A 24,789-nucleotide genomic window follows, 5' to 3' on the forward strand; every position below is an offset into this window, starting at 1 on the left:
CGGGCGCCTCACGGCACCACCACCGCCTCCTCTTCGCGCGCGCCCGGTCCGGTGTCTGGTGGCGGTCGCGCCGGCAGCACCAATGGCATGGCCCCGGGGCGCGGGGCCGCTGGCGCATGGGGAGGCCCACCCCTGCTCACGACATCAATGCTCTCGGTGTTGGTGCCGGTCTCCGTGAGCACTTCATGCGCCGCCACGCGGCTGGGCTCACCCAGCGAGCCACCATCGCTGCGCGCGAAGCTGTAGCTGGAGTCGCTGTCCATCCGCCAGACGACTTCGCCGTCACGCACCGTGGCCCTGAGCTCACCGCCCGCCCGCGCCGAGCCGCGAAACTCACCACCCCCACCCGGCACCAGGTCGCCGTGTTTGACCACCCGGCCAAAGCCCGGTTGCGTCTCGGGCGCGATGATCACGCGCCCCTGCGGGTCCACCACCCACAGATAGCGCTGGCTCGGGTCGAGGCTGGAGACGTCGATGGGGCGACCCCGTTCCGCCACGTACACCTCGGGGGGCAGGCGGTAGGGCAGTTCGTTGGCCCGGATCGTCTCGGCGGTGCTGGGCTCGCCCACGCGCGCCAGCAGCTCGGGCGCCGGCCGGGTCGGCTCCATGCGCAGCACCCGCGTGCGCACCCACTCCACCGCGCTGCTGGCGCCGCCGCGCGTGCCGGCCCACATCTCCACGCCCACCGCACGCATGCCGCGCCCCATCTGGCCCATGGCGCCGCGCAGCCCGACAAAACCGCCGGCGCCCGGTCGCCAGCCAAAGAGTCCGCGCGGCAAGGCGCTGGGACGCACGAACGCGCCCCCCGGCGGCCCCTTGATGGCGCCGCGCACCCCCAGCGCCAGCGACACCATGGTCACCACGCCCATGGTTCCGCGTTCGGTGCGCTCGCCCTCGGTGAGGCGGTCGCCCGTCACGAAATCGTGGCCGCTCACGGCTTCGTGGATGCCGACATAGCCCACGGTGTCGCCCAGCGCGATGGCCGCCACCTCGTACCAGGGTGCATCGGCCAGTTGTTCCTGCTGCGAGCGCGCCCGCAAGGCCAGCACGAAACCGACCACGAGCAGGATGGCGCCGGCGATCATCACGGCCGTCCACGCCGTGAGGATCACGCCGAAGGCGGCGGCGATCGCCGCGACCACCAGCGCCACGGCCACCATGATGACCAGCCCGATCACGATCTGGCCGATGGCGCGCGCCAGGCCTTCGTACCAGGCGTCGTCGGCCTGGTCGGCGGCTTCGGCCGTGCGCGTCTCCACGTCGTCCGTGCGCGGCAGGATCGCCTGCTCGATGCTCTCGTCCACCCCGGCCTCCAGGCCGGTGGCGAACTCGGTGGTGAGGTCGGTCATGGCCGCTTCGGCCTCGTCCAGCGCCTCGTCGATCTGCGCCATCACGGGTTCGATCAACCCGTCCTGCTGCAACGCCACCGCCTCCGCGGTTTGCTCGCCCTGCGTGGCCTGCCCCTGCACGATGCCGTCGCCCGCCGCGTCGGCCGCCGCCACCAGGGACCGCGTGCCCGCCGCCATGCCGCTGACCACCTGCGCGACCTGCGCAGCCAGGCCCTGCGTCTCCTGGCCCAGCGCACCCACGCTCGCCTGCGCAGTGGCCGCCAGCGCGGTGCGCCCGTCGGACGCCGCCGTCTGCAGGCCCAGGCGCGCGCTGGCGATCACATCGAGCACGCCGGGCAGGAACACCTCGCCGCCACCCATCACCACCGCCTCGGTTTCCTGCAGCGCCACGTCGATGTTGGCCACCAGGATGCCGGCCTGCGTGTCGATGCCCGCGCAGGCCGCTTGCGCTTCACCGTCGATGCGGGCCAGGCTGGCCTGCCGCGCCTGAGCCACCTGGCCCACCGCGCTGTCTTCCGACGACTGCAGCGCGGCGAGATCCGCGGCATGGCGCTGGTCCAGGCTGTCGCTCACGCCCTGGGCGCTGGCCTGCAGCGAGGCCGTGGCCTGGGCCGCGAATTCCATCAGGGACGGCATCAGATCCGCGCGCGCCTGCTCGATCTGGTCGCTCACGCTTTGCGCGTACTCGCCGTAGCGGGTGGAGGCATCGTCGCTGCGCGAGCGGATGTCTTCGGCCAGGTCCGCCTTCTTCGCGCGGATGTCCTGCGCACTCTCGCTGCCCACCTCGCGCGCGGCGGCGCGCTGGTCCGGGTTGCCATCGTCCGGGCCGGGGTGCTTCGCGGCTTCCGCCTCGCCGGCCGCGTCGCACTCGGCCGCCGCCGACTCCAGGGCGGCGGTGGCCCGCTGCGCCTCGGCCTGCGCCAGTTCGGCCGGGCGCGCCTGTTCGCTTTCAGCGGACGCAGCGATGCGGCTTTGCCGCTCGTCAAGCTGCGCCTGCGCCTGCTCCATCTTCGCGGCCGAGGCCGCATCCACGCGCGCCACCTGCCCCGCGACCTGCTCGGCCAGCACGGCCTTCTTCGCCTGCAGTTGCGCCGCCAGCGCCGAGCGCGCGGCGGCACCCCGCGATCGCACCCCCGCCATGGCGCCCGCGGCCGCCCCCCTCACCGCCTCGGCCTCGGCCGCCGCGGCCGCCAGCACCGTGTCCTTCTGCAACTGGGCGTCGGCCAGGATGCCCGCTTTCGCGGCCTCGGACTCGGCACGCAGTTCCGCCAGCCATTGACCGGCCTGCGCCAGGTCCTGTTCGGGCGTCTGCGTCGACTCGACCACCGCGATGAACTCGTCCTCGGTCAATGCGCGTTCGGGCACGTGGGCGCGCAGCGCCTCGGGTTGCGGCGGTGGCACCGCTTCGTCGAGCGTGGCGGGCACCGCCGGCACGGCTTCGGCCTCGGCGGCCTCGGCGGTATCCCCGGTGGCCACCAGCTCGGGCACCGCTTCCGGGTCGGGCACGGCCTCGGCCGGTGCTTCGTCCGTGGCCCCGGCCTCCGGTGTCGCCTCTGGCAGCTCGAGGGACGGATCGGCGGGCGCCACGGTGCTGTCAGGCGCCGATGCCGCCGGTGCTTCAGCGACCAGCGCGGCACGGGCAGCGGCGGGTGGATGCAGCACGGTCGGCCGCCCCGGCGCGCGCTCGGCCTCGATGCCGGGCGAGGCCGTCACCTCGGCCAGCTCGGCGTCGATCACGGTGCTGTCGATCAGCTCCGGCGGCAGCACCTCGGCACTGGCCTCGCCCTCCTGCGCGAGCCCCGAGGCGCGCAGCGCGGCGCCCACCTCCGGCGAGCCCGTGCGGTCGAGGTAACGCGGCGTGCGGCGCTCGGCCTCGGGTGCATCGGTTCGCGCCCCGCCCGGGCGCGCACGGGGCCGCGCCGGTACCGGTGATCGGGGGCGCGGGATCGGGCTGGCGTGCATCACAACCCCGCGCGCGCCAGCCCGTTCGGCAGTTGTTTGCCCAGCTTGCGGTATTCCTCCACCAGCCCGGCCATCACGTCGGCCTCGCCGATGGCCTGCCCGCCACGCGAAGCGCTCACCGCCGCGCCCAGCACCGCGTTGCGGATGTGCCCGCCCGCCAGATCGCACAGGCAGGCCAGCCGGTTGATGTCCGCCGCCGACAGCGTGTGACCCTCGCCCAGGTGCGCCAGCCACAGCGCGCGCCGTTCTTCGGGCGAGGGCTGCGCGAACTCCAGGATGGCATCGAGCCGGCGCGTGAACGCCGAGTCGAATCGCGTGCGGCTGTTGCTCGTGAGGATCACGATGCCTTCGAACGATTCGATGCGTTGCAGCAGGTAGTTGGTCTGCGCGTTGGCAAACCGGTCGTTGGACTCCTTGACCTCGGTGCGCTTGCCGAACAGCGCGTCGGCTTCGTCGAACAGCAGGACCGCTTCGGTGCGCTCGGCGCGCGCGAACAACCGCGCGAGGTTCTTCTCGGTCTCGCCGATGTACTTGCTCGACACCGAGGCCAGGTCCACCCGGTACAGCGGCACACCCAGCCGTGTGGCGAGCCAGCCGGCGGCCAGCGTCTTGCCGGTGCCCGACGGCCCGACGAACAGGCCCCGCACACCGGGGCTGTAGCGCGTGCGCGCCGAGACGCCCAGGCCGTCCACCAGGTGTTCGCGCACCGCGCAGCGCTGCAGGAACGAGGCGAGCGCCGTGCGCAGCTGTTCGGTGACCAGCAGGGCTTCGTCCGGCACCTCCTGCGGCAGGCGTTCGGCCAGGCTGCCGAGTTCGCCCGCCACGCCCGCGCGAGCGGCCAGACGCACGTGCGCCACGGTCGGCGCGTCCGCGCCCTGCGCGCGGGCGTGCTGGTGTGCCGTGCGGGCCAGCATCTGGATCTGCGCGGCGTCGTACCGATGCGCGCGGCCGAGCGCACCCGCGAGTTCGCCCGGGCCCAGGTTCGACCGCCACAAGGCCTCACGCTCGCGCGAGCCCGGCACCGGCACCGACCAGCTGCCCACGGTGTCACCGTCCCATTCAAAGCTGCCGTCCGGGCCAGAGGCCACCAGCACCGGCCCGCTGTGCCCCGGCAGCGCAGGCAGGCGGCGCGTCTCGCCGGGCGCGAGTTCGGCACACACGACGGGCACCGAACCCGTGAGCCACAACCACGGTCCCAGGCCAGCGGGCGGCGCGTCCTCCACCAGCACCGGCACACGCTCCAGCGCCTGGGCCACGAGCGCGGCCGCGTTGCGCGCTTCGCGCGGGTGTCCGCTGCGCACCACCAGCACGCACGGCCCCGCGTGAACGCCACTGGCTGGATCGACGACCAAGCCGCGCGCCTGCTGCCGCGCCGCTTCGCGGATCGAAGCGACCACCAGCGTTTCGTCCAGCACCAGCGGCCGGACACCGCCCCAGTGTCCGCCCTGGCCACGCAGCGCCATGGCGATGGGCACCGGTGTCTTCAGGGTCAGCTCGGGCAAGGGGCGGCTGTCGTCCGGCCATTGCAGCAGCCCGGTGGCGATCGCCTGCCCGTTGACGATGTCCGCGCTCGCGGCGCCCAGCCCCAGCGCGCGGGCGATCTCGTCGATCAGGCCCAGCGACGGCCGGGGGCCACCCGCCGGGGCCTGCCACCACGCCACCACGCGACCCACCATCGCGTCGTGTTCCACCGCCGCTGCCAGCGCCACGGCGATCAATTCGCCCCAGGAGAGCCGCAACTCGCGCGCCAGTGCGAGCAGCCGCGCATCGTGGGCGGGCGTGTCCTGCTCCCATTGGTGGAAGGCCTCCACCGGTGCAAAGCCGCAGTTCAGCCGGCGCGCGTGCAGCCATGTCAGCTCGGGCCCGTCCAGCGGTGTGTGGGCCGTGTCGACCAGCGCCGCCAACGCCAGCTCGTGCAGCGGCGGCGGCGCAAGGCGCGCGCCAACGTTGACGCCGTGAGGGGCGTTCATGGCAGCGCGTCCATCGGCTGGTAGTTGAAAGTGACCACCCGGCCCAGCCAGGGCAGCCAGCCCGGGTCCAGATCGAGCCCCTGCCGGCGCACGCGGATGTCAGCTTGCCCCAGGTCCAGCTGCACGTCGAGGTGGGTGGCGCTCCAGCGCAACCGCGCCGGGCGCCGGCACACGCGCGCCAGGCTCAGGCGCTCGGCGCGGTAGAGGTGACGCCGGCAGGCGTCCAGCCACGCGGCAGCCATCTCGCCGTGCGACTGCGGCCACGGCCCCGCCCCGCTGGGCAGGCTGTCCACCAGCGCCCAGGCCGAGTCGGTCCCTGCCACGCGCAGGTGCCGCAAGGCCTGGCGCAGGATGGTCGCGCACAAGGGCTGGTCGGCGTGTTGCGCCTGCCACGCGGCAAACCCGAGGCCCTCCAGCACGGGCAACAGGAACAGCAAGCCCCCCACGGAGGTCTCGCGCGGCGGCTCGGCATCCGCCCGCGTGGACACATCGGCGGTGGGGCCTGTCATCGCCGCACCGGGTTCTGTCGGTGCCATGCCCGCCCGGCTGTCGGCGAGATCGATGGGATGTGAGGTGGGCGAGCCTGGCGCGCCGCAGCTTTCAACCGACGGCGGTGGCGCGTTGCGCCGCGGGGCGCCGGGGTCCTGCACCGACTTGCGGTGCGTGCGCCAGCCGGCGGCTCGCAAGTGCGCATGCAGGGCTGCCGGCCAGGCGCGGGGCACGTCGACGCGGTGCGGGTGGCTGTAGTGGACGGCGTCCTCCGCCGCGACGCCATCCTCCGCATGTGGCGCGCCTTGCCCCGGTCCCAGGGAATGCGACAGGTAACGCACCAGCCAGTCACCATGTTGCCGCGCCACCGCATCCGCCACCAGCGCCGACTGGCTGGCCGGTGCCGCCGCTTCGCGCTCCAGGCAACGCCACAAACCCGGCACCAAGGCCTGCGGGTCGTCTTGCAAGGGCACGTCGGGCAATGCGGCGCGCCAGTACCAGGCCGACAACGGCAGACCGCGCGCGCGTCGGTCGAGTGCTATGCTGGCGGCCTGCCAACGGCCCTCGAAAAACACCGTGTCGCTGAAGGCCGCGCGCTCCTCGCCGCCATGCACCCAGGCACCGCCCACCGCCGCCACGCGCTGCTCGATCAGCAGGCTCAGGCCCTGCGACGACAAGCCTTCGGGCAAGCGACCCAGGTGAAGCCGGCGCACCAGCAGCACACGTTCGCCCGCATCGGGCAGGCTGGCGCAGCGCAGCGCGTCTTCGAGCCAGTGCACCGCGCGCACCGCGGCCTGGGCGCTGGGCGCGCGCAGGTGCAGGTGTTGAACGGTGCGGTCGGCGGCGCCCATGGTGGGTCCGTGTGGTGTTCAGACCTTGAGCAGGCCGGCCTTGCGCACCGAGGCACTGCTCAGCACCTTCGCCTGGTCGAAGTGCACGCGCACGTCGGTGTCCAGGTCGATCTGCACGCTGCTCGTGTGCACCAGCCGGGCCGACACCTCGCCCTGCCCCACGTCTTCCACCGTGGCGCGCGCCATCAGGGTGTTGCCCTTGTAGATCATGGCCTGCATGCCCACGCGCAGGCGGCTGTGGTCCAGCGCGGTGAGCGGGATGCGGCTGCCCACGCGCACCGCCGTCACCGGGCGCGGCATGCGCCCGGCCACGATGCGGCCCACCGGTGCGTGGCTGGCCAGCAGCAGCGCCATGCGCACCACGTCGTTGACGAGCGCCACCGCCGCCTCGTTCGTCGGCGGCACCTGGTCGAACAGGAAGTCGACATAGGCCTGCATCTGGCGGCGGTCCACATACGGGATGCTGCTCCAGCGAGGCAGGCCACCCAGGTTGCGCAGGTTGGGCGCCTCGTCGAACTGCGACATCACCTCGGCCCACTCCAGGCGCACCGCTGGCAGCACGCCCGAGAACTCGGCGTGCAGGCAGGCGCACACGCCCGCGATGCGCTCGAACAGTTCGCTGGCGCGGCGCGACACCTCGCCCTTGCCGTGGTCGCCGTCAATGATGTCGCCCAGCGAGATCACCGCCTGCGCCTCGCGCTGCACCGTCTGCCACGAGTTGCTTGAGAGGCGCTGGAGGTCCAGCCGCTGCACCGCCTCGGCGCGCACCGCGATGGCCTGCGTCTGGCGCACCAGCATCTGGCCGATGTGCACGCCCAGCTTGCCCGCGGTGGCGTTGAAGGTGGGCATGACCCGCTGCGTGATCACGCTGCTGCGCAGCTGCGCGCTCTGTATCGTGCGCAGCAGCAACTCGGGCCGGTCGATCTTGCGCAGGATGGCGGGCGCGCCCACGAAGTGCGAAGCCGGTGCTTCACGCAGCACCTTGAGCATTTCATCCAGCTCGTCGGGCACGTCGTCGTGCTCGCGCAGGCAGGCGGGCACGGGTGCTTCGAGCAGGCCCGGGTCGAGCACGCGCCGGGGCGCGGCCAGCAGGTTGCTGGTCTCGCGCGGCCGCACGAAGGCCAGGTACTGCACCTCCTCGGTCAGCACACGGGCGCGCCGCGCATTGACGGCCAGCACGCGCGCCTTCTCTTCTTCGAGCAGCGCGCGCGCCACGCCCACGTCGTGCCGCGCTTCGGCCAGTTGGTCGTCGGCCTCGCGCACGCGTTGGCCGGCGGCACCGATGTGCCCCTGCAGCGCGCTCAAGGCCTGCTCGCAGCGCGTGAGCGCGTTTCGGTAGGCGGTCAAACGCCCTTCCAGATTGCGCAGGATGGCGATGGTGTTTTCCGACAAGGCCACCGTCTGCGTGAACAGCACCGCTTCGTCCGGCTCCACGGGTCTGGGCGCACCGTCGTTGCCCGGCACCGTGGTGGGCGGGGGGGCCAGCAGCTTGGTCTTGAGCGCGTCGTTGCCCAGGAAATCGGCCAGCGCCCGCTCGCCGCTGGCGCCTTCCAGAAACGGGTCCTGCGCCAGACCACGCACCTTGAAATCGCGCAACAGGGCGGGCGTGGTGCCACCGTCTTCCGCGGTGAAGGTCTGCAGCAGTTGCAACACCTCCAGCACGGTGCGCTGGCGGTTGGCCAGCGCGAAGTCGCGCGCTTCGGTGGACGGCGGTTGCTTGAGCCGGTCGGCCACGGCCACGGTGCGCACGGGCGAGAGACCCACCACCGGGTTGGCGTAGACGATGTTGATCGGCGCACTCGGCGCCTTCAGCAGCGTGATCTGGCTCTTCTGCTGCACGAGCTGCACGCTGCTCACCGAGGAGACAAAGTTCATCGACGTGAACACCGCGGCCGCGGGCGTCACATTGCGCGCCACCGGCACCGGGTCGGGTGCCCGCAGCGGCGCGAGCACCGGCTGCTTGATGCGGCCGATGAACTCCTTGATCTGCGTCTGCACGTTGACCGCGCTGTCGGACTTGGCGATCGCCGCCAGCGCGGGCGAGGTCGCCAGCCGCGCGGCGTCCGACGTGGTCATCATCATCTGGCGGATGCGGTGCAGGTCCACCTGCATGTGGGTGAAACCGAAGTCGGTGATGTCGTCGGCCCGGTCGATGCGCGCGCGCAGGTAGGCCATGAAACCCTCCAGCCCGCGCAGCGGCAGCTGGGCCTGCTCGCGCTCCGACAGCGCGGTGACCACCGGGTCGGCCATGAGGCTGGCGATGGCGCTGGCCTGCCCCACACGCGCCGCCGGCGTGGGCTCCACCATCTCCAGCGGCTGCAGCCAGGTCCAGCTGCCCACCAGGCTGGCACCGGTGGGCGCGGCGCCCGAGAACCAGACCGTCTCGGCGCGGATGCCGGGTGGACTGGTCGTGGCCTGCGCGATCTTCCCGCAAGCGCCGAAGGCCGCGCAACCGTCGAACAGGGTGAAGGCGATGCCGTTGATGGTGCGCGTGCCGATGTCGAGTTCGGCCGAGGGCACTTCCAGGCGCACCCACTCACCGAGCCTGGGCAGGGCGCCCTTGGGCCGGCGGCTCGGGCTGTTGTTCACGCCCCAGGCAATCAGGTCTTCGCCCCAGTACGCACGCCGACCATCGGTGTTCCAGTTCGGCCCCACCTTCCACTGGATCATGAGCTCGCGCGGCGGTCGTGTCGCATCGAGGTAGACCCAGACGAACAGGTTGTCCGTGGACCCGATGGCGCTCAAGGTGGCGGTGGCGCCTTCCAGGTAGTGCTGGTGGATGCCGGGCTGCGCCGCTTCCACGTGGCCGCCGCCGGCCGGCACCAGCGTGGGCTGCGTCGGCTGCAGGCCGTCGTTCAACTCGAAGGGTGCCCACAGGTCGTTGTGCGAGAGCAGCGCCCACGGCTCGTTGCCATCTTGCCGCGCGCCGGTGGGCAGCACATGCCCGAACCACGTTCGCTCACCCGCCCCGGTCGGTCCAAACGCCGCACGCCCGTCGAACAGATCGAACGACATGCCGTTGACCGCCACGCCGGCCAGGCCCACCAGGCTGCTCGGCACTTCCAGGCGCACCCAGCGGCCGGCGGGCGGCAGATCGCCGACGTGAAAATGCCCGGCCACCTTGAACGGGTGCGCGCCCGTGGCCGGGCGGCCCCAGGTCAGCAGCGGCTCGCCCCAGTAGGCGCGGTGCGACCAGCCGGTGTCGTCGCGCCACTGGAGCATCAAACTGCGCGGCGGGTTGTCCGGGTCCAGGCAGACCCAGGCATGCAAGGCCTCGGCCGCGGTGGCCGTGAACGGTTGCAATGCGCCGTCGAACAGGTGGGCGTGCGCACCGGCCTGCAGCGTGCTCACGTGTCCGCCCCCGGTGGGAGGCGGCCCCCAGGGAGCCAGGCCTTCTTCGTCGAGGGCCTGTGGGTCGTCGCCCAGCTCGGGCACCGCCTGCGGCCGCCCGGTGAGCGCACGCACCAGGTGGGCCTGCTCGTGCCGCAGTCCTTGCCGAGCACCCAGTGCGCGCGCGCGGCGCTCGGTGAATTCACTCAGCGCTTCCTGAAACGCCGGGTCCACCACCTCGGCGTGCAACAGGCGCGGCTCCCACGAAGCCTGCGTCACCGGCACCAGCAGGCGCAGCCGCTCGGGGGCCGACAGGTCGAAGCTGGCCAGCGGTGCGGCCTCGCGCATCGCCAGATCGAGTTGTTCGATCGGCACCGGCACCGCGTCGAGTTCGAAGCCGGGTGGGAAGAACGGGCTGCTGAGGGTCGGCTGGGTGAGCACGGTGGAGAGGTCCAGCGCGCTCCTCGGCATGAGGCCGCACGGCGGCAGGCGCAGGTAGGGATCGGCCAGCACATTGGGCGCAGGCAGCGGCTCGGGGGTCTCGGCCATCTGCTGCGCGAACTGCTCGATGCGGGCCTGCCACAGCGCGGGCAGGCGGCTGTTGGCACCCAGAGCGCCCACCGCCAGACGCTGCAGGCGTGCCTCTTTCGCGCGCCCGCCCTGGCGCACCACGGAGGCGCGGTCCACCCACTGCACCGCGCCCGTCTCGCTCAGGCCCACCAGCGCCAGCGGCACGCCCCAGTCTTCCCACGGCAGCGTCTCGCCGTGGCGCAGCGCGGCCTCGGCGTCGAACACGGTGTGGGCCAGCGCATTGCGCAGGCGCAGCGTGGTCAGCGGCAGTGCGCGCCACTCCACCGGCCAGGGGTACCAGAGCAGCCGCGCACCGTCGTTGATGCGCCAGTCCTCGAACGCGGCGACGTTGCTGTCGCTGCCCTCGCCTTCACTACAGGGGCAGCGGTCGCACGGATCGTTCGGGTCGAACTCGGCGGTGTCCACCGTGACCGGCTGCAGCACCAGCACACCCACGCCCGGCAAACGGGCGCCGGCGCTCGAGCGCAGATCGGCCAGCGTGATGCCCTCGGGCACATCGCGCGGGTTCACCAGCCCCAGGCCATCGGTCTCGGTCGCTTCACCTGCGTCGCCTTCCTGCACCTGCAGCCAGGCCGGTGGCGCCACCACGGGCAGGTCGTCCAGACGGCATTCGACGCGGCGCGCGAGCACCACGTCTTCACCGCTCACCGCCAGGCCCTGGCCGGGTTCGATGAGCAGGCGTGCCCCGCCCGAGCCGGGCAGCGCAAACACCTCCATGCCGCGCACCACACCCGCGGTGAGGGCCTGGGCGCGGTGGTTCAAGCGCCCGGCCTGCCATGCCTGGCGGCCCTGCAGCGTGGCCTCGGTGAGGGTGCGCCCGGCAAACAGGTTGGGCCGGCGGCGCCAGTCGGTCGCGGCCCGGCTCGCGTCTTCCGGTGACAGGGCCACCACGCGCTCGCCCTGCAGCGGTTGGTCAATGCGTTCGATGGTCACGTCGGGTCTCCCGGGTGAGGTGGGTGGCGCGGGTCAGGACTTCTTGCGGGCCGGGGTTCGGGTGGTCTTCTTCGCCGGGGCCGCGCGCGTGATGCGCGTCGTCACGGGCCGCCATTCGTCGACCGACTTCACCAGGCCGCGCAGCGTGTCGGCATCCAGCGGCCGTCGGCGCTCCAGCGCAAGGTGCTTGTTGAGCACATCGCTGTTGATCGGATCGAGCAGGCTGCTGGCCACCTCGTTCACCAACGCCGGGTCCTTGATGGAGCCATTGCGCTGCACGAGCTCCAGCATCAGGCCGAGCGCGGCGGCACTCAGCACCGGTGAAGCTTCGTAGCGGGTGCTGGCGAGCAGCTGCACTTCGACGGCCATGGCCTTGGCCGACGAGTTTTTGAACACCTCGGTCCACACCTCCGACAGGCCCAGGCTGTCCAGGCGTTTGGTGACCCGCTCGGCCTGCGCGCCCTCGTCCACCGGCGGGGTGTTCCAGGCCGCGCCGCTGGCGATGCTCAGCAGCTCGGCGGCCGGTATCGGGGCCTTGCTCTCGCGCTGGATCAGCGCCCACAGCGCCTCGTTCTTCTCGGGTTCACCCAGCACGGCGGCCACGCCCAGCACCTGCGTCTTGTCCAGCGCGGGTTTGCCACTCAGGCGCTCGGCGGTGTCGATGGCATCGGTGAGCAAACCCAGCGCGGCCGCGGTGAGCACCGGCGACTCCAGGTAACGCTTGCCCGCGAGCAGGCCGATGACGGTGCTGGCGGCGGCCGGCGTGGCGACCTTCAGCACGTTGTCGTAGCGCGGCGTGAGACCCAGCTTCGCGATGCGGGTGTTGAGGTCGAGTTCGATCACGCGCTCGTCGTTGCCGGTGATCTCGCGGTAGCTGCCGGCGAGGTCGTCGCGGTAGGCTAGGTGGCGACGGCGCACGAACCACAGGTTGTTCAGGCGCGCCAGGCGCTGCCATTCGGCGTCGGCCGGGCCCAGCGCCGTGCTCTCGAGCACCGCGCGCGGCAGGCGCAGCTTCTGCAGGATTTCGAACGGCCGGCGCTGAGCGATCAGGTTGGGCGCGGCGGGCTTGACCACCCGCTGCGCCAGCGTGGCGCCCTGCCCCACGCGCGCGGCCACCGCGCGCCACTCCACGCGCGGCACCGGCGCCAGGATCATCACGGCGGTGGAGTCCAGCGATTCGGCGGGCGCGGTGAGGTCGATCGGCTGCAGGGCCAGCGCCTCCTCGATCAATGCGGGCAGTTCGTCCTCGGGGATGATGGTGAAGTCCACATCGACCTCGGCCGGAAAGTAGTTCTGCGTGAAGTCCACCGCGTTGATCACACCCGCCGGCAAGGGGCCGGCCGGTGGTAGCGCGGGGAAGTGCGTGATGGCCGGAAAGCCCCGCCCGCCGCTGCGCGACTCCACGTCGGCCAGGTGCGCCTGGTGCTGCATGAGGTGCGCGAGACGCAGGCCGCGCGGCGCGAAGCCCAGGCCCGGCAGGTCACCACGGTCGGCGCCGAGCTCGCGCCGCACCAGGGCTTCGTCGATCCACACCACGGTGTTGTTCTGCAGCGCGATCATGGCCAGCGGCAGCACGTTGGCAGACACGCCGGCCGAGCTGCCCTGGGTGAAGATCGCGCGCGCGGCGCGGCCGCGCCGCGCGTCCAGCGCATCGGCGGCGCCGTCGTCCTGCCAGGGCACCAGCACCACGGCGGTCGCCTCGATCACGTCACCGTCTTCCACCGTGCGCTGGCCGGTGATGGAGGTCGGGTAGGCGCCGATGGGGTTGGCGGTGAACTCCACCGGGCGCAGCGCCAGCACGAAGAGCCCGGTGCGGCTGCGCAGCGGCGGCTGCGGCAGGCGCGAGAGGCCGAAGCGCGCCGAGAGCTGCTCGGCCACCGGCAGGTTGGCCAGTTGCACGTCGATGTTGCGCGGCAGCAGCACCAGCTCGCCCGAGGGCGTCACGCCGTGCCCGCTGGAGACCACCAGCGACTGGGGCTGGCCCCCTTCCTGCACAAACAGACCCGTGGCCACGCCACTGCCCGCGGCCTGGCCCAGATCGGCCTCGCGCGTCAGGAAGTACTGCTGGTCGCGGATGAGGTCGCGCGCGGCGAGAAAGCGGCCGTCGAAGTAGCGCGGCCGGTCACGCCGGTGGTCTTCGATCAACACGCCGGCGTCGCGCAGGGTCTGCACCTGCGCGGAGGCGATCGGTTCGCGGGCGGTGCCTGTGCTGAGGTTCATGGCGTGCTCCGGTGAAGAGGCGGAAAAACATCGACAGGGATATCAGTTCTCTGCCGCATGAAACGGTGCAACCCAGGGACACCGCGGGTCCGGCTTTGCCGGCCCCAGGTGTCGCCCCCCTCCCGCCGAAGGCGAGAGAGGGGGGTGGCGCCGAAGGCGACGCGGGGGGTGTTCATCTAAATTCCGGCCCAGCGCGCGAGCACACCTGTGGCAGGCAGAAAGCGGCGGCTGTGGTTGTCGATCAGCACCGCGCTGCCCTGGCGCACGGTCGGGTCGGCGGGCGCAACGGGAATCAGCACGCGCGCGATGAACACCGCGCTGGCGTCCACGGTGGGTGGATGCTCGGGGCCGCGCGGCAACTCGTCGTCGGCCGGGCGGCTGTAGCCGTGCAGCACCGCGTCCTGCAGCGCGGCGCGGCGCACGGCGGGATCGACCGAGGGGTCGTCCATGGCGGCTTCGCGGGCCAGCGCCTCCTCGGCGGTTTCCTCTTCCACCGGCAAGGTGAAGGCACCGGGGCGCAGCGGCAGGCCGAGGCCGGTGTCGGTGAGGTTCTGGCGCGGCACCAGGTGCAGTTCGTACGCATCGCGCAGGCGCGACACGCTCACCGCGTTGAGCGCATCGAAGGGTCCGCTGGCAAACGCCGGCGTGAGGCCGCGCGGGCAGGCCACGAAACGCAGGAACACGTCGGCCACCACCGCGCGCGCGGGCAGCGTGATGCCAGCCTGCGCGCGTGCCGAGATGAAGCGGCCCGGCGTGGTGTAGTCGGCCTGCAGCAGGCCGTCGCGTGCGGCCTCGGCGTCCCACCAGCGCTGCACCCGCAGGCAGGCCGGGCGCGGCAGCTCGATGAGGCGGCCCAGCCGGTCCACCGCCAGCCCGGCGTTGACCTGGATTTCCTCGGGCGCGGTGTCCTGCGCTGGGCGGTGCTGCACCAGCAAACCCGCCAGCGTGCCACTGCCCGCCACCGCGCCGAGCGCGCGCGCCAGCCGGCCCCGGTGGTAGGTCTGCTCGTCCTGAAAATCCTGCGCGTCCAGCAGCATGCCGGTGGCGTACACCGGGCGCTCGCCCGGCGGCTGGCGCGTGAGCGGGTCCAGGGTGCTGAAGGTGGTGGCGGTGCTCATGGGCTACTCCTTGCGTGGTCGTGGTTGTCTGGTGCGCGGGCTTGAAACGGGTCCAGCGGGCACCACGGGTGGTGGCGCGGCCTCGCCGCGCAGGCGCGGGTCCAGCGTGGTCGGGCCGAGCACGAAGTCGCCCCCGCCCAGCACCGAGCGCTGCACGCGCGCGGGACGCGGCGGCACGGCACGCGCGAGGTAGGTATCCACCCCCACCAGGCTGGCCACGCCCACCATGAAAGGCCAGCTCGCGGTGGTCACGCGCACCTGCACATGGGCGGGTGCTTCCATGGCCACGATGCGCCGGATCAAACCCAGGTCCACGTCGTCCACCTCGCGGTGCACCAGCACGGTGGCGCGGTGCGCCAGGCGCCCGTAGAAGTCGGCGATGTCCTGGTCTTCGCTCTCGGTGGTGGCTTCTTCGCGGTAGAGCGCCATCAGCTCGGCGCGCGCCTGGTCACCCAGCACCAGGGTGTCGCCCACCACCGAATTGCCGCTGACCTGCAGACCCGGCAGCAGCGGGTCGTCTTCATCGGCCAGGTCCACACCCAGCAGCGTGGCGAGCAGGCGGCGCAGGCGGAAGTCTTCGATCACCACCACCTCGCCACCGCTCACGCCACCGCCGGTGGCCACGTCGAGCGCGAGCGCCAGGCCGCGGCGCGTGCCGTGCCAGCGCGCGAGTTCGGGCGCGGCCTGCAGCCAGGCGCGCCGGCGCTCGGCGGGCAGGGCCGCATCAAAACTCAGGCCGACCCAGCTGGCGAGCCAGTCCAGATGGCCGGCCGGTGTGCTGGCCGGGTCGGTGAGCAGGTGCGCGTGCGCCACCCGGTCTTCGAGCTGCGTGAGCACGCCCTCCACATTGGCCAGGCTGCGCGCCAGGAAGTCGGCCGGTGTTGCCTGCGGCCGGTACACGCCGATGGCGTGGCCATCGAGCAGCAGGCGCCAGCAGCGTGCGCTGCCGCCATCCTTCAGCAGCCAGCTGCGCCCGGTGTGCTCCACCACCACCTGGGCGCCGTCGCTCACCGCGATGCCGCCGGTGGCCAGGCGCAGCAGCAGCGTGACCTCGGGTGTGCCTGCGCTGTTCAACCCGTCGGCGTAGCCTTCGTCGATGCTGTCCAGGCGTTCGCCGGGCAGCTGTGCCGCATCACCAAACAGGGTCTCGCGGTAGATGCGCGGCAGGTATTGCTCGGCGTAGTTGAAGCGGCTGGCCCAGGCGCGCAACGCCACCACCTCGGGGCTGGCGCGGCCGTCCCCATGCAGGCTCAGCCGCACCCAGAGGTAGCGCCCGTTGAGCGAACGCACGGCGGTGCGCGCGTTCTGCACCAGCACCGAAAACAGGCCTCGCAGCCCGCGCTGCGGCGTCCACGGCGCCAGGCCCGGGTGCGCCGGCAGCTCGGAGGGCGCACGCTCCCACACCGCGTGCGGCACGTGCGGGCCCGACGCGGCGGGGTCGATGGCACGCACGTCGCGGCCGAAGGCATGCGGGTGCCAGGCGTCCAGCCGTTCGGGGGCGGGCGGCTGCGGGTCGTTGCTGGCGGCGAGCCACACCACCACGCCGCAGGCCGGGGGGATGCTCGCCTCCATGAACACGCGGTGCCAGGTGGTGGCGGGTGTGCCGCTGTCGATGAGCTGCGCGCGCAGGTGCCCGGCCTCGGTGGTGAAGCTCGCCGCCGTGCCGCTGCGCGCGAGGTTGGGCAGGGCCAGCGGCCACAGCGGTTCGGCGGCGTCTTCGCGCACCGGGTAGTGCGCCACGCCGTCGACGCGGTGCACAAACGGTGCCTCGCGCTGGTCGCTTGCCAGCGGAAACACCTCGCCGAGCGCGGGCAGCTCGGCGTCCGAGGTGTCGTCGATCGCAAACGCGGGCGCGTCGACCCGGCCCGGCATGCGCAATGCGATGCGTGAGCCATCGATCCAGGTGAGGGCATAGGCGTGCAGCGCGCCGCGCAGCAGCCGCATCGGGCCGGGCGTGCGGGTCGCTTCATGCCAGCGCCGCACCCAGGCCTGACCCGCGGTGTTCCAGCCCAGGAGCAGCAAGCCGCCTTCACGGTGGCAGGCCAGCGCGAGCGGCTCGGCCACGCCGCTCCAGCCTTCGTTCACCAGGCTCATCGCGGGTGTGCGGCAGTTTTCGGGATCGGGGCGGAACACGCCCGGGGCATGGGCGTCGGTGGCGGGTGTCTGGCTGGGCAGCGGGTAACCCTTCAAACGCGCCAGCCGCCCGCTGCCGCGTTCCAGCACCCACACACCACCGTGGGGGTGGGCCGCCAGGCGCCAGGGCGCAAAGCCGGGCTCAGTCACCTCAACAGCGGCCCAGCGCTGGCGCAGGTCGTGCATGAGCACGCGCCCGGGCATGGCCACGTACAGCGCGCCGTCGCTGGCCACGCAGAGGTCGGTGGGCACGGCGTCCAGCGGGAGCGCGATGGCGGCCTCGGGCAGGTGGGCGCTGCGCACCACGATGGCCTGGCTGGGCGCGTGCCAGCCGCACACCACGCCTTGCGCATCGAGCGCGCGCGGCACTTCGTTCAGCGCCAGCAACGCGGCCACGCGGCTGGCTTCCGCATCGGCCGGTGCTTCCAGTTCACGCTCGGACGCCAGGCACAGCGCACTGCAGGCCGCGTGCCAGCGCACATGACCCCCACCCTGCCCCAGCGTGGGCCAGTGGGTGGGCGCCTGCAGCGACCAGAAGCGGGAGCCGTTGGCATCCATCAACACAGCTCCGGAACGACGGGCACGGCCACGGCATTGGCCTGTGCAAACGGATTCGGCAGCGCGCGCAGATTCGTCGGCGCCTCCGCGCCCTCGACCACCACGATGGACAACAACTCGGGCAACTGCCAAGGCCGCAGGTTCAGCGTCTGCTGGGCGCCGGCCTGGTTGCGCGGCAGCAGGGCCCAGTCTTCGTGGCCGGCAGCGCCCTGGCGCGCGAACAGCTGCAGGCCGGTGACCTCGGCCACACCGGCCACGCGCGAGACCTCCACCTCCAGTTCTCGTTCGCGCACCGATCGCCCCAGCGTCCAGCCCTCGCCCTCCAGCCCGCCGGGGGCCAGTGGCCAGAGCAGGCGACGCAGGGCCTCGCGCACCTCGTACAGCAGCTTGTCGCGCGCAAAACCCTCGCGCAGGCGCAGCGCCACCGACAAGCCCAGCGGCACGTATTCGCAGCCGATCACGTACAGCTCGGTGGCCAGCGGCACACGCGCCGAGAGGTGGGCGTGCACGCGCTCGATGAAGGGCCGGTCTGGCCGGGGGTTGGGCGCCGGCGCCAGTGCGGCGGACGGCAGCACCACCACGCTCACCACGCCGGGCACATGAAAACGCCGGTCGCGCGGCTTGAAGCGCGGCATCACCTCGACGCGGCCCACATCGGCCGCGGGCGTCTCCAGCGCGAGGCGCTTGAAGTCGTCGGCGGTGACCGCGCGCTGCTGGTGGCGCAGCGTGGCCGGTATGCGCCGTTCGGCCTGGGGCAGCGTCTCGGCGTCGTCGCCACCGTCCATGGCCAGGGGCTGGTGCACCTTCATGGCGGGGGCGCGCTGGCCGTTGACGAGCGTGGCGGCGATCTCGCTCAGGCTGCCGGGCGCGAGATTGCCCGCGCGCCCGCCGCCAAAGCGCCCGCGCGCCAGGCGCACGCGCATGAGCCGCTCGGGGATGCGCCCACGCACGCCGTCGCCAAAGCGCACGGTGCCGGCCTCGGCGTCGAGTTCAAATGCGCCGGCCTCGCGCGCCGTGAGGGCATCGGCGCTGATCGCGGCCAGGTCGTCCACGCGGCGCCACGGCTGGTAGCCGCGCCCGCCGGGCTCTTCCACCTCGACCAGCAACGTCTCGCCGTCCACCGAACCGGCGGGCAAGGCAAAGCTCTGGTCGGCCGCGCCCGTGCTGGTGCCGAGCACCTGGCCTTGCAGCGTCACGCGCTGGTCGACCTCGGCGGCGTTGATGCCCAGCCAGGTCAGGGGCAGGCGCTGCACCTGGCTGCCCGGGCGCGGGCGCACGCGCAGCCAGGCCACCAGCCGCGCGGCGCGGGCCGCGTCGTCCAGCCGGGGCGGCGCATCACCCACGCCAGCCAGCGGGTTCACGCCCACCTGGTTGGAAGGCACCCAGATGTCGTCCTGGCCCGGCAACGGCAGGCGGAGCAGGCCGGGCCGCGTGAAGCCGCGCGAGGTGTCGCTGCCGGGCAGCGGCTCCAGCGTGAGGTAGTCCAGCGTCTGCGTGCCGGGCTGGCGCGTGACCATTTCCCAGATCACCGGCACCTCGGCCAGCGGGCCGACCTCTTCGAACAGCGCGGGCAAGGGCAGCGCCGGCACGATGCCCAGCGACAGCAGCGAAGGCACGCCGGTGTCGCCGCCACCGAGCGCGGCACGCACCTGCTCGTTCACGCCAGCCTGCTCCAGCGGGCCGGGCGCGGCGGGTGCGAGCAAGGCGATCCACAAGGCGCGGTCGGTCGAACGCTCGAACACGTCGAAGCCCCCGGGCTCGGCGCGCCCTTCGCCAAACACCGCCAGCGTCTCGTAGCCCTGCACCGCGCCGCTGATGCGGTGCACACGCGAGAGGCCACTGATCACGTCGGCCATGCGCGCCGCCTCCGTGTCGGTGAGCCGGCGTTTGATGTAGGCCTCGCCGGTGACCGGCAGCACGGTGGTCTCGCCCAGCGTCTCGAACGGCTGCGCACCCTTGAGCCGCGCGCCGGGCAACAGCGAGCTGGCGCGCAGATCGGCCAGCGGCTGCGCGTACGACAGGCCCACGATGCCGCGCGCCGGCTGCGCTGCGCGCAGGCCCTGGCCGAGCAGCTTCAGGAACACCAGGCGCTGGCGCTCGGGGATGAGGTTGGCGCGGTAGAGCAGCGCATCGCCCAGCCAGGCGAAGAGCTCGATCAGCGTGCGCCCGGGGTCGCCCTGGCGCGGGTTGGTCCACTCGGGGGTGTGGGCGGGAATGCGCGCGATGAGGTCTTCGACCAGATCATCGAAGCGGCGGTCGTCCAGGCTGGGTGGAACGATGGGCATCTAGTTCTCCAACTGCACATTGACGTTCATGCGGCCCGGCGCGCCGGTGCGTGCCAGCCGGTACTGGATCTCCACCCGCAGGTGGCTGGGGGCATCGGGCACGTCCCACACCTCCACCGCGTCGAGCAGGATGCGCGGCTCCCAGCGCGTGAGCGAGCCCTGCACCAGATCGCGGATGCGCCGGCGCGTGGCCAGCGTGTTGGGCTCGTGCAGCAGGCGGTCCAGCCCGCCACCGAATTCGGGCCGCATGAGCTGCTCGCCCGGGCGTGTGCTCAGCACGATGCGGATGCCGTCGCGCACGCTCTTCTCAAGCAGGGGCCAGCCGAGCTGGCCGTGCTCGTCGGGCAGGCCGAGGAACGGAAATCCGATGGGGGCAGTGCTCGGATTCATCACTCGCCCTTCTTCGGATAAGGGATGCAGATCTTGATGAACGCCATCCACTTGAAGATCAGGTCGAACAGGCTCAGGAAGATGCTCAGCACGATGAAGGCGCACAGCGTGATGACGGGCAAGCTGAAGCTGCAGATCCAGCCGATGGTGATGCCGCCGTCGGGTGGCTTCTTGCCTTCCATCAGGTCTTTCGGGTTGCCGCTCAGCAGGTTCTGCAACGCCGGCGGCACGGTGAACGAGACGTTGGGCTTGAGCGAACGCAGCAGGCCGGGCTCGGTGATGTCGGGCAGGCTGATGCGCACCGGCGGCGCGCCCGAACCTTCGAACCACGGCGCGATCACAAAGGGTTCGGTGGCCTCGCTCCAGACGATGCGCGCGGGGCAACCGCACTCGGGCTTCAGGCGCACGAAGGCGCGCACCACGTACTGCGCGGCGGGGTCGTCGAAGCGGCCCGGCGCCGGATTGAGTTGCGCAAACCGCTCGGCCACCGCACGCGAGAGCGCCAGCCGCAAGGCCTGCGCCTGATGGCTGGGCAGCGCAGGCCAGCGCGCGGGCATCTCGGGCCTTGCGGCCTGCTCGTCGCGCTGCACCAGCACCGGCACCGCCTGGCGCAGGAAGGCTTCGGCGCTCACCGTGCGCGCCACCGTTTCGCCATCGCGCAGATTCAGGGGCAAAGCGATGGCCGCGAGCTGCTGGCGCAACGCCTGGCTGGCGGGCGAGGTGCCGGCAAACGCGTTGAATTCACCATCGAGCTGGCGCAGCAGCCGCAGCAGGCGCTGCATGCCCGTGCGCGCGCTGCCGCCCAGGCGCAGCTGGTTCCAGTGGTCGATGGACACGGCGGTGGGCCGCACGGTGGTGGCGAGCTCGGCGGCCTCGGTCCAGGCCGGGTTGAGGGTCTCGCCATCGAGGGGAAAGTCCATGGCCTCGCCGCGCAGGGCCTGCACCAGGTGGTTGCGGAAATCGGTGCTCTCCGGCCCGAAGGTGTTGGCCTCGTCGAACTCCGGCGCGGTCTCGGCCAGCTCGCCGCTCACCGTGGGCACCAGGCCGTAGTACAGCGTCTTGCCCGCGGCCTGGCAGACCTCGGGCGGCGCCACGAACATGGGCACCACGTGTTCATCGAGCAGCGTGTCCTCGCGCTGCAGGGCCAGTTGCACCAGCTCGTGGTCGATGTCGGTCACGCCGGTCTGGCCGCTGTGCAGCCGCAGCTGGCTGGCCGGATCGCGCGCGGCGCCACCGATGCGCTGGACCGGCAGCCAGCCGCGCAGGCGCCCGCGCGAACGCATCCAGCCCTCTTCTGCGGCGCCACCCGCGCGACGCACGCGGCGAACCACGAGGCCCGCCGACGCCACGCGCGCGGGGTCCACGCGCGGTGTGCCCGGTGTGTCGCACCAGGCCTCCAGCACGGCCAGGTGGTGCTGGCGCTGGATGGGCTGGAACAGCTTGAGCACCTGGCGCTGCGTGCGCGCGGCAGCGCGCGTGGCCAGCAACTTCGCGCGGCCTTCGGCGGTGGTGATCTCGTCGAGCACGGCGTCGATGAAGTCGCCATCGGCGCGCTGCAGCAAGAGCGGCGCACCGCCCGAGGCCACGCCACGCGGCGAGCCCAGGGCCACGTCGTGCGGTGCCGTATTCAAAGCGTGGTTCAGGGCGCGGGCCATGGCGTCACCAGATGTTCCCGGCGCCCGGGGTGTAGCTCGTGGAGACGACCGCATTGGTGATCAGCGTCTGGCACTTCACGATGCCCGAGAAGTCGGACATGGCCGCGTCCACCTTGACCATGCCCGCGCTCACCTCCACCTGCGCGGCCGTCACCTTCACCTTGGCCGCGGCTTCCACTGCGATGCCTGCCGTGTCCATCACCACGCGGTTGCCGTTGGCGTCTGCTAGCGTGATCACACCCGGCCCGTCCTGCAGCGTCACGGTCTGGCCGCCGGGCGTCTCCAGCGTCAGGGTTTCCTGCCCGTCCTCGTCGAGGATGGTGATGGTCACGCCGTTCTTCGACTTCAGCCGCTTGGTGCGGTGTTCGCCATTGGCCAGATCGGCCGGTGATGGCGCGTTGCCGTTCCACAGCCCGCCGATGATCAGCGGGTGGCGCGCATCGCCGTTCATGAAGATCACGAGCACCTCGTCGTCCACGTCGGGCAGGAAGAAGAAACCCCGGTCGTTGCCGGCGAACGGCGCCACCACGCGCGCCCACAGCGGTGCGTCCTGGTCGGTCACACCGTCGTGCGCGAGCAGGCGCACCTGCACGCGGTTGCGGCGCTCGGGGTCGTCGAGCGAGACCACCAGCGCCAGCGCGCCGGCCTGCAGCCAGCCCGCCGGCCGCTCCAGCAGCGCATCGCGTTTCATGCGCCCTCCCCGAGGAACGCGCACTCGCCGCTGAACTCGGTGCGGTAGCCCGCCGCCTGGTCGTAGAGGTGCGAGGCGGCGCACACGAAGTAGCGGTTGTCGAACTGCGGCGAGAGCCCCGTGACCGCCACCGTGGTGCCCACGCGGATGGCCGGGTTGCCTTCGCTCAGGCCTTCGATGCGCACGAAGCGGCGCGCGCGCTGGTCGTATGCGGTCTGGGCCACCGCCTCGGCTTCCGCATCGCTGCTCACCGCCAGGTGGCCGATGTGTTCATGGCGTGGGCCGAAGGTCTCATCGAGCCACGACGACCCACTGCGTCCACTGCCCGGCCCGCTGTGCGTGATCTGCGTGGCCTCATGGCTCACCGCGCTGCCGTCCACCGGGTTCCAGCCCGCCGCGCTGGTGGCGGTGACCTGCTGTGAGAGATCGGCGATCACGCGGGCGCGCATGAGCTGGCCGAACAGCGCGAGTTCAACCTCGCCACGCGCGACGTCACCGCGCGGCGCCACCTGCAGTTCGTCACCCACGATCTGCAGGTCGGCGTCGAAGCGCGCGAGCAGCCGCCGCAGAAAGGCGAGATCGCTCTCGTTGATCTGCGCCCAGGTCCCGGTCGGGCTGGTGAGGCCGGTGATGGCGGGCCGCAGGTTGAGCGCGCCGGCCACTTCCCGCACCACGTCGGCGGGGGAGAGGTCGGTGTAGGTCTTGCTGCGCCGGGCCAGACGCGCGGTCTGCAGTGCGTCTTCGGCCAGCACCGTGATCTCGGGTGCACCGCCCATGCTGAACAAGAGTTCGATGGCACTGACCTTGCCGCGAAACACCTCCACCGGGGCTTGCACGTCGCCGGCGTAGACCGCCAGCTCGGCGCCCAGTTTCAGCTCGGACTGTGCACCGAAGGCCTGCTCGGTGCCGCCCGCCGTGGTGCCCACCCAGTTGGACAGGCGCAGTTCCAGCCGGCTCATGCCGCCCTCGCTCTCGTCCATGCGCATGGCGACCAGCAGATTGGACAGCCGCACATCGGCCTGACCACCGAGCCGCAGCGTGGGACGCGCGCTGTAGAGGGCTTGTCGGCTGAGGGCGGTTTCGCTCATGGCGTTGACGTGTTGGTGGCGCTCAGTCGGTCTGCAGGCGCCAGTCGCGTTCGGCGCGCAGGTCCAGCGCTCGCTGCAGCGCCTCCAACTGGCGCGGGTCGTCGGGTGAGGTGGTTTCGCTCGCCTGGGCGGTGGGTGGGGTGGGCCGATCGGCCGGCACCTCGGCGGTGACTTCTTCGAAGGTGATGGGCATGTGTGTCTCCCCGGGTCGTTCAGTCGAAGGCAATGCGGGCCTGCAGGTCGGCGGCGGCGCCCACGTCGGTGCCCAGGCTGCCCGCGCCCGAACCGCGCGCCATGCCGCCCGGTGCGAAGCCGGTGGCGCCGGTGCGCGCTTGGGCCGGGGGCAGCAGGGCCTGCGCGTTGGGCAGCGACGCGCCGCCACCCGCGCTGGTGCGCAGGCCGGCGAAGGCGGCGCCGGCCGTGGCGCCGATGCCCGCACCCGCACCGACACCGATGCCCACGCCGGCTCCAGCGCCCACCGACAGCGATGCCGAGGCAAACGCCGCCGGCGCTCCGAGCGACACATTCGCATCGACCAGCAACGAGGCACTGCCGCCAAAGCGCAGGCTGGCCGAGGCGTTGGCACTCGCCACGGCCCGCGCGGCGCGCGGATCGCCGCCGGCAGCGGCCACGCCCGACGGGCCGGCCCCGCCGGGCACCTCCATGGGCGATGCACCGCCCGCGCGATCGGCCGACGAGGCCGGCGCGCTGGCGCTTTCAAAATTGGGGGCGTCGCTGGAGAGCGTGAGGTTGATGCCCGCGCGCAGCGGCACGCCGTCGTGCGAGAACAGGTCCAGCGTTTCCTTGTACTGCTCCACCGTGCCCACGAAGCGGTAGGCACCCCAGCTGAATTCCACGCGCGGGGGCGTCTTCTCGTTCTCCCCGCCGAAGGGTTTGAGCATCTGCGCCATCTTGTCGGTGGTGCTGCGCACGTCTTCACCGCCCTGCACCTCGCCGCCCAGGTTTTCAGCGGTGGTGTCGAACACCAGGTCCATGGTGAGCTTGGCCACGGTGGCGCTCACGAACTGGCGGCTGCCCGCGCCCTGGCCGGCGGGGCCGAGCGTGTTGGACACGGTGTACTGCAGCGAGGCCGGGTTGAAGTGCACCTTCACCACGGTCTCGGGCGCCGGACTCAGCGTCTTGAACTCGGCAACGGCAATGGCACGTTCGGGCATG

14 protein-coding genes are annotated in these 24,789 nt (G+C 72.3%); all 14 read right to left on the bottom strand.

What is annotated here, in order from left to right:
• Positions 1-8: 8 nt before the first annotated feature.
• Positions 9-3,311, bottom strand: a complete 3,303-nt coding sequence (locus V6M63_RS03660) for a hypothetical protein (RefSeq protein ID WP_332739568.1) — start codon at positions 3,309-3,311, stop codon at positions 9-11.
• Positions 3,311-5,281 carry an ATP-binding protein gene (locus V6M63_RS03665; RefSeq protein WP_332739569.1) on the bottom strand — a complete coding sequence of 657 codons (1,971 nt, stop codon included), beginning with the start codon at positions 5,279-5,281 and terminating at the stop codon, positions 3,311-3,313. The genes V6M63_RS03660 and V6M63_RS03665 overlap by 1 nt, the downstream gene beginning before the upstream one ends.
• Entirely contained in the window at positions 5,278-6,621 is a 1,344-nt protein-coding gene (locus V6M63_RS03670; protein ID WP_332739570.1) for a hypothetical protein, read from the bottom strand. The genes V6M63_RS03665 and V6M63_RS03670 overlap by 4 nt, the downstream gene beginning before the upstream one ends.
• A gap of 18 nt (positions 6,622-6,639) precedes the next feature.
• Complete coding sequence (locus V6M63_RS03675; protein ID WP_332739572.1) at positions 6,640-11,475, bottom strand: hypothetical protein; 4,836 nt, start codon at positions 11,473-11,475, stop codon at positions 6,640-6,642.
• A 33-nt stretch (positions 11,476-11,508) separates the two neighbouring features.
• The gene (locus V6M63_RS03680; RefSeq protein ID WP_332739574.1) at positions 11,509-13,695 is read right to left on the bottom strand and encodes a hypothetical protein; all 2,187 of its coding nucleotides are present in this window, start codon (positions 13,693-13,695) and stop codon (positions 11,509-11,511) included.
• A gap of 176 nt (positions 13,696-13,871) precedes the next feature.
• Positions 13,872-14,813 carry a hypothetical protein gene (locus V6M63_RS03685; RefSeq protein ID WP_332739576.1) on the bottom strand — a complete coding sequence of 314 codons (942 nt, stop codon included), beginning with the start codon at positions 14,811-14,813 and terminating at the stop codon, positions 13,872-13,874.
• Positions 14,814-14,816: 3 nt separating this feature from the next.
• Positions 14,817-17,504, bottom strand: coding sequence for a phage tail protein (locus V6M63_RS03690; protein WP_332739578.1), 2,688 nt, complete (start codon positions 17,502-17,504; stop codon positions 14,817-14,819).
• A complete protein-coding gene (locus tag V6M63_RS03695; protein WP_332739580.1) occupies positions 17,504-19,789 on the bottom strand; it encodes a putative baseplate assembly protein in 2,286 nt (761 codons plus the stop codon). The genes V6M63_RS03690 and V6M63_RS03695 overlap by 1 nt, the downstream gene beginning before the upstream one ends.
• Positions 19,790-20,179 carry a GPW/gp25 family protein gene (locus V6M63_RS03700; protein ID WP_332739582.1) on the bottom strand — a complete coding sequence of 130 codons (390 nt, stop codon included), beginning with the start codon at positions 20,177-20,179 and terminating at the stop codon, positions 19,790-19,792.
• Positions 20,179-21,834: a hypothetical protein gene (locus V6M63_RS03705; RefSeq protein ID WP_332739584.1), complete on the bottom strand. Its 1,656-nt coding sequence runs from the start codon at positions 21,832-21,834 to the stop codon at positions 20,179-20,181. Before V6M63_RS03705 ends, V6M63_RS03700 begins: the two co-directional genes overlap by 1 nt.
• A 4-nt stretch (positions 21,835-21,838) precedes the next feature.
• A complete protein-coding gene (locus tag V6M63_RS03710; RefSeq protein WP_332739586.1) occupies positions 21,839-22,525 on the bottom strand; it encodes a phage baseplate assembly protein V in 687 nt (228 codons plus the stop codon).
• Positions 22,522-23,613 carry a phage late control D family protein gene (locus V6M63_RS03715; protein WP_332739588.1) on the bottom strand — a complete coding sequence of 364 codons (1,092 nt, stop codon included), beginning with the start codon at positions 23,611-23,613 and terminating at the stop codon, positions 22,522-22,524. The genes V6M63_RS03710 and V6M63_RS03715 overlap by 4 nt, the downstream gene beginning before the upstream one ends.
• A 22-nt stretch (positions 23,614-23,635) precedes the next feature.
• Entirely contained in the window at positions 23,636-23,806 is a 171-nt protein-coding gene (locus V6M63_RS03720) for a hypothetical protein (RefSeq protein WP_332739590.1), read from the bottom strand.
• A 19-nt stretch (positions 23,807-23,825) separates the two neighbouring features.
• Entirely contained in the window at positions 23,826-24,788 is a 963-nt protein-coding gene (locus tag V6M63_RS03725; protein WP_332739592.1) for a CIS tube protein, read from the bottom strand.
• Between the last annotated feature and the right edge of the window lies 1 nt (position 24,789).

This window comes from Hydrogenophaga sp., from assembly GCF_036675665.1.
GTDB lineage: Bacteria > Pseudomonadota > Gammaproteobacteria > Burkholderiales > Burkholderiaceae_C > Hydrogenophaga.

Bases quoted from the DNA above. Each gene is read 5' to 3' on its own strand.
- V6M63_RS03660 (WP_332739568.1), bottom strand. From the start codon at position 3,311: ATGCACGCCAGCCCGATCCCGCGCCCCCGATCACCGGTACCGGCGCGG.
- V6M63_RS03665 (WP_332739569.1), bottom strand. From the start codon at position 5,281: ATGAACGCCCCTCACGGCGTCAACGTTGGCGCGCGCCTTGCGCCGCCG.
- V6M63_RS03670 (WP_332739570.1), bottom strand. From the start codon at position 6,621: ATGGGCGCCGCCGACCGCACCGTTCAACACCTGCACCTGCGCGCGCCC.
- V6M63_RS03680 (WP_332739574.1), bottom strand. From the start codon at position 13,695: ATGAACCTCAGCACAGGCACCGCCCGCGAACCGATCGCCTCCGCGCAG.
- V6M63_RS03685 (WP_332739576.1), bottom strand. From the start codon at position 14,813: ATGAGCACCGCCACCACCTTCAGCACCCTGGACCCGCTCACGCGCCAG.
- V6M63_RS03690 (WP_332739578.1), bottom strand. From the start codon at position 17,504: ATGGATGCCAACGGCTCCCGCTTCTGGTCGCTGCAGGCGCCCACCCAC.
- V6M63_RS03695 (WP_332739580.1), bottom strand. From the start codon at position 19,789: ATGCCCATCGTTCCACCCAGCCTGGACGACCGCCGCTTCGATGATCTG.
- V6M63_RS03700 (WP_332739582.1), bottom strand. From the start codon at position 20,179: ATGAATCCGAGCACTGCCCCCATCGGATTTCCGTTCCTCGGCCTGCCC.
- V6M63_RS03705 (WP_332739584.1), bottom strand. From the start codon at position 21,834: ATGGCCCGCGCCCTGAACCACGCTTTGAATACGGCACCGCACGACGTG.
- V6M63_RS03710 (WP_332739586.1), bottom strand. From the start codon at position 22,525: ATGAAACGCGATGCGCTGCTGGAGCGGCCGGCGGGCTGGCTGCAGGCC.
- V6M63_RS03715 (WP_332739588.1), bottom strand. From the start codon at position 23,613: ATGAGCGAAACCGCCCTCAGCCGACAAGCCCTCTACAGCGCGCGTCCC.
- V6M63_RS03720 (WP_332739590.1), bottom strand. From the start codon at position 23,806: ATGCCCATCACCTTCGAAGAAGTCACCGCCGAGGTGCCGGCCGATCGG.
- V6M63_RS03725 (WP_332739592.1), bottom strand. From the start codon at position 24,788: ATGCCCGAACGTGCCATTGCCGTTGCCGAGTTCAAGACGCTGAGTCCG.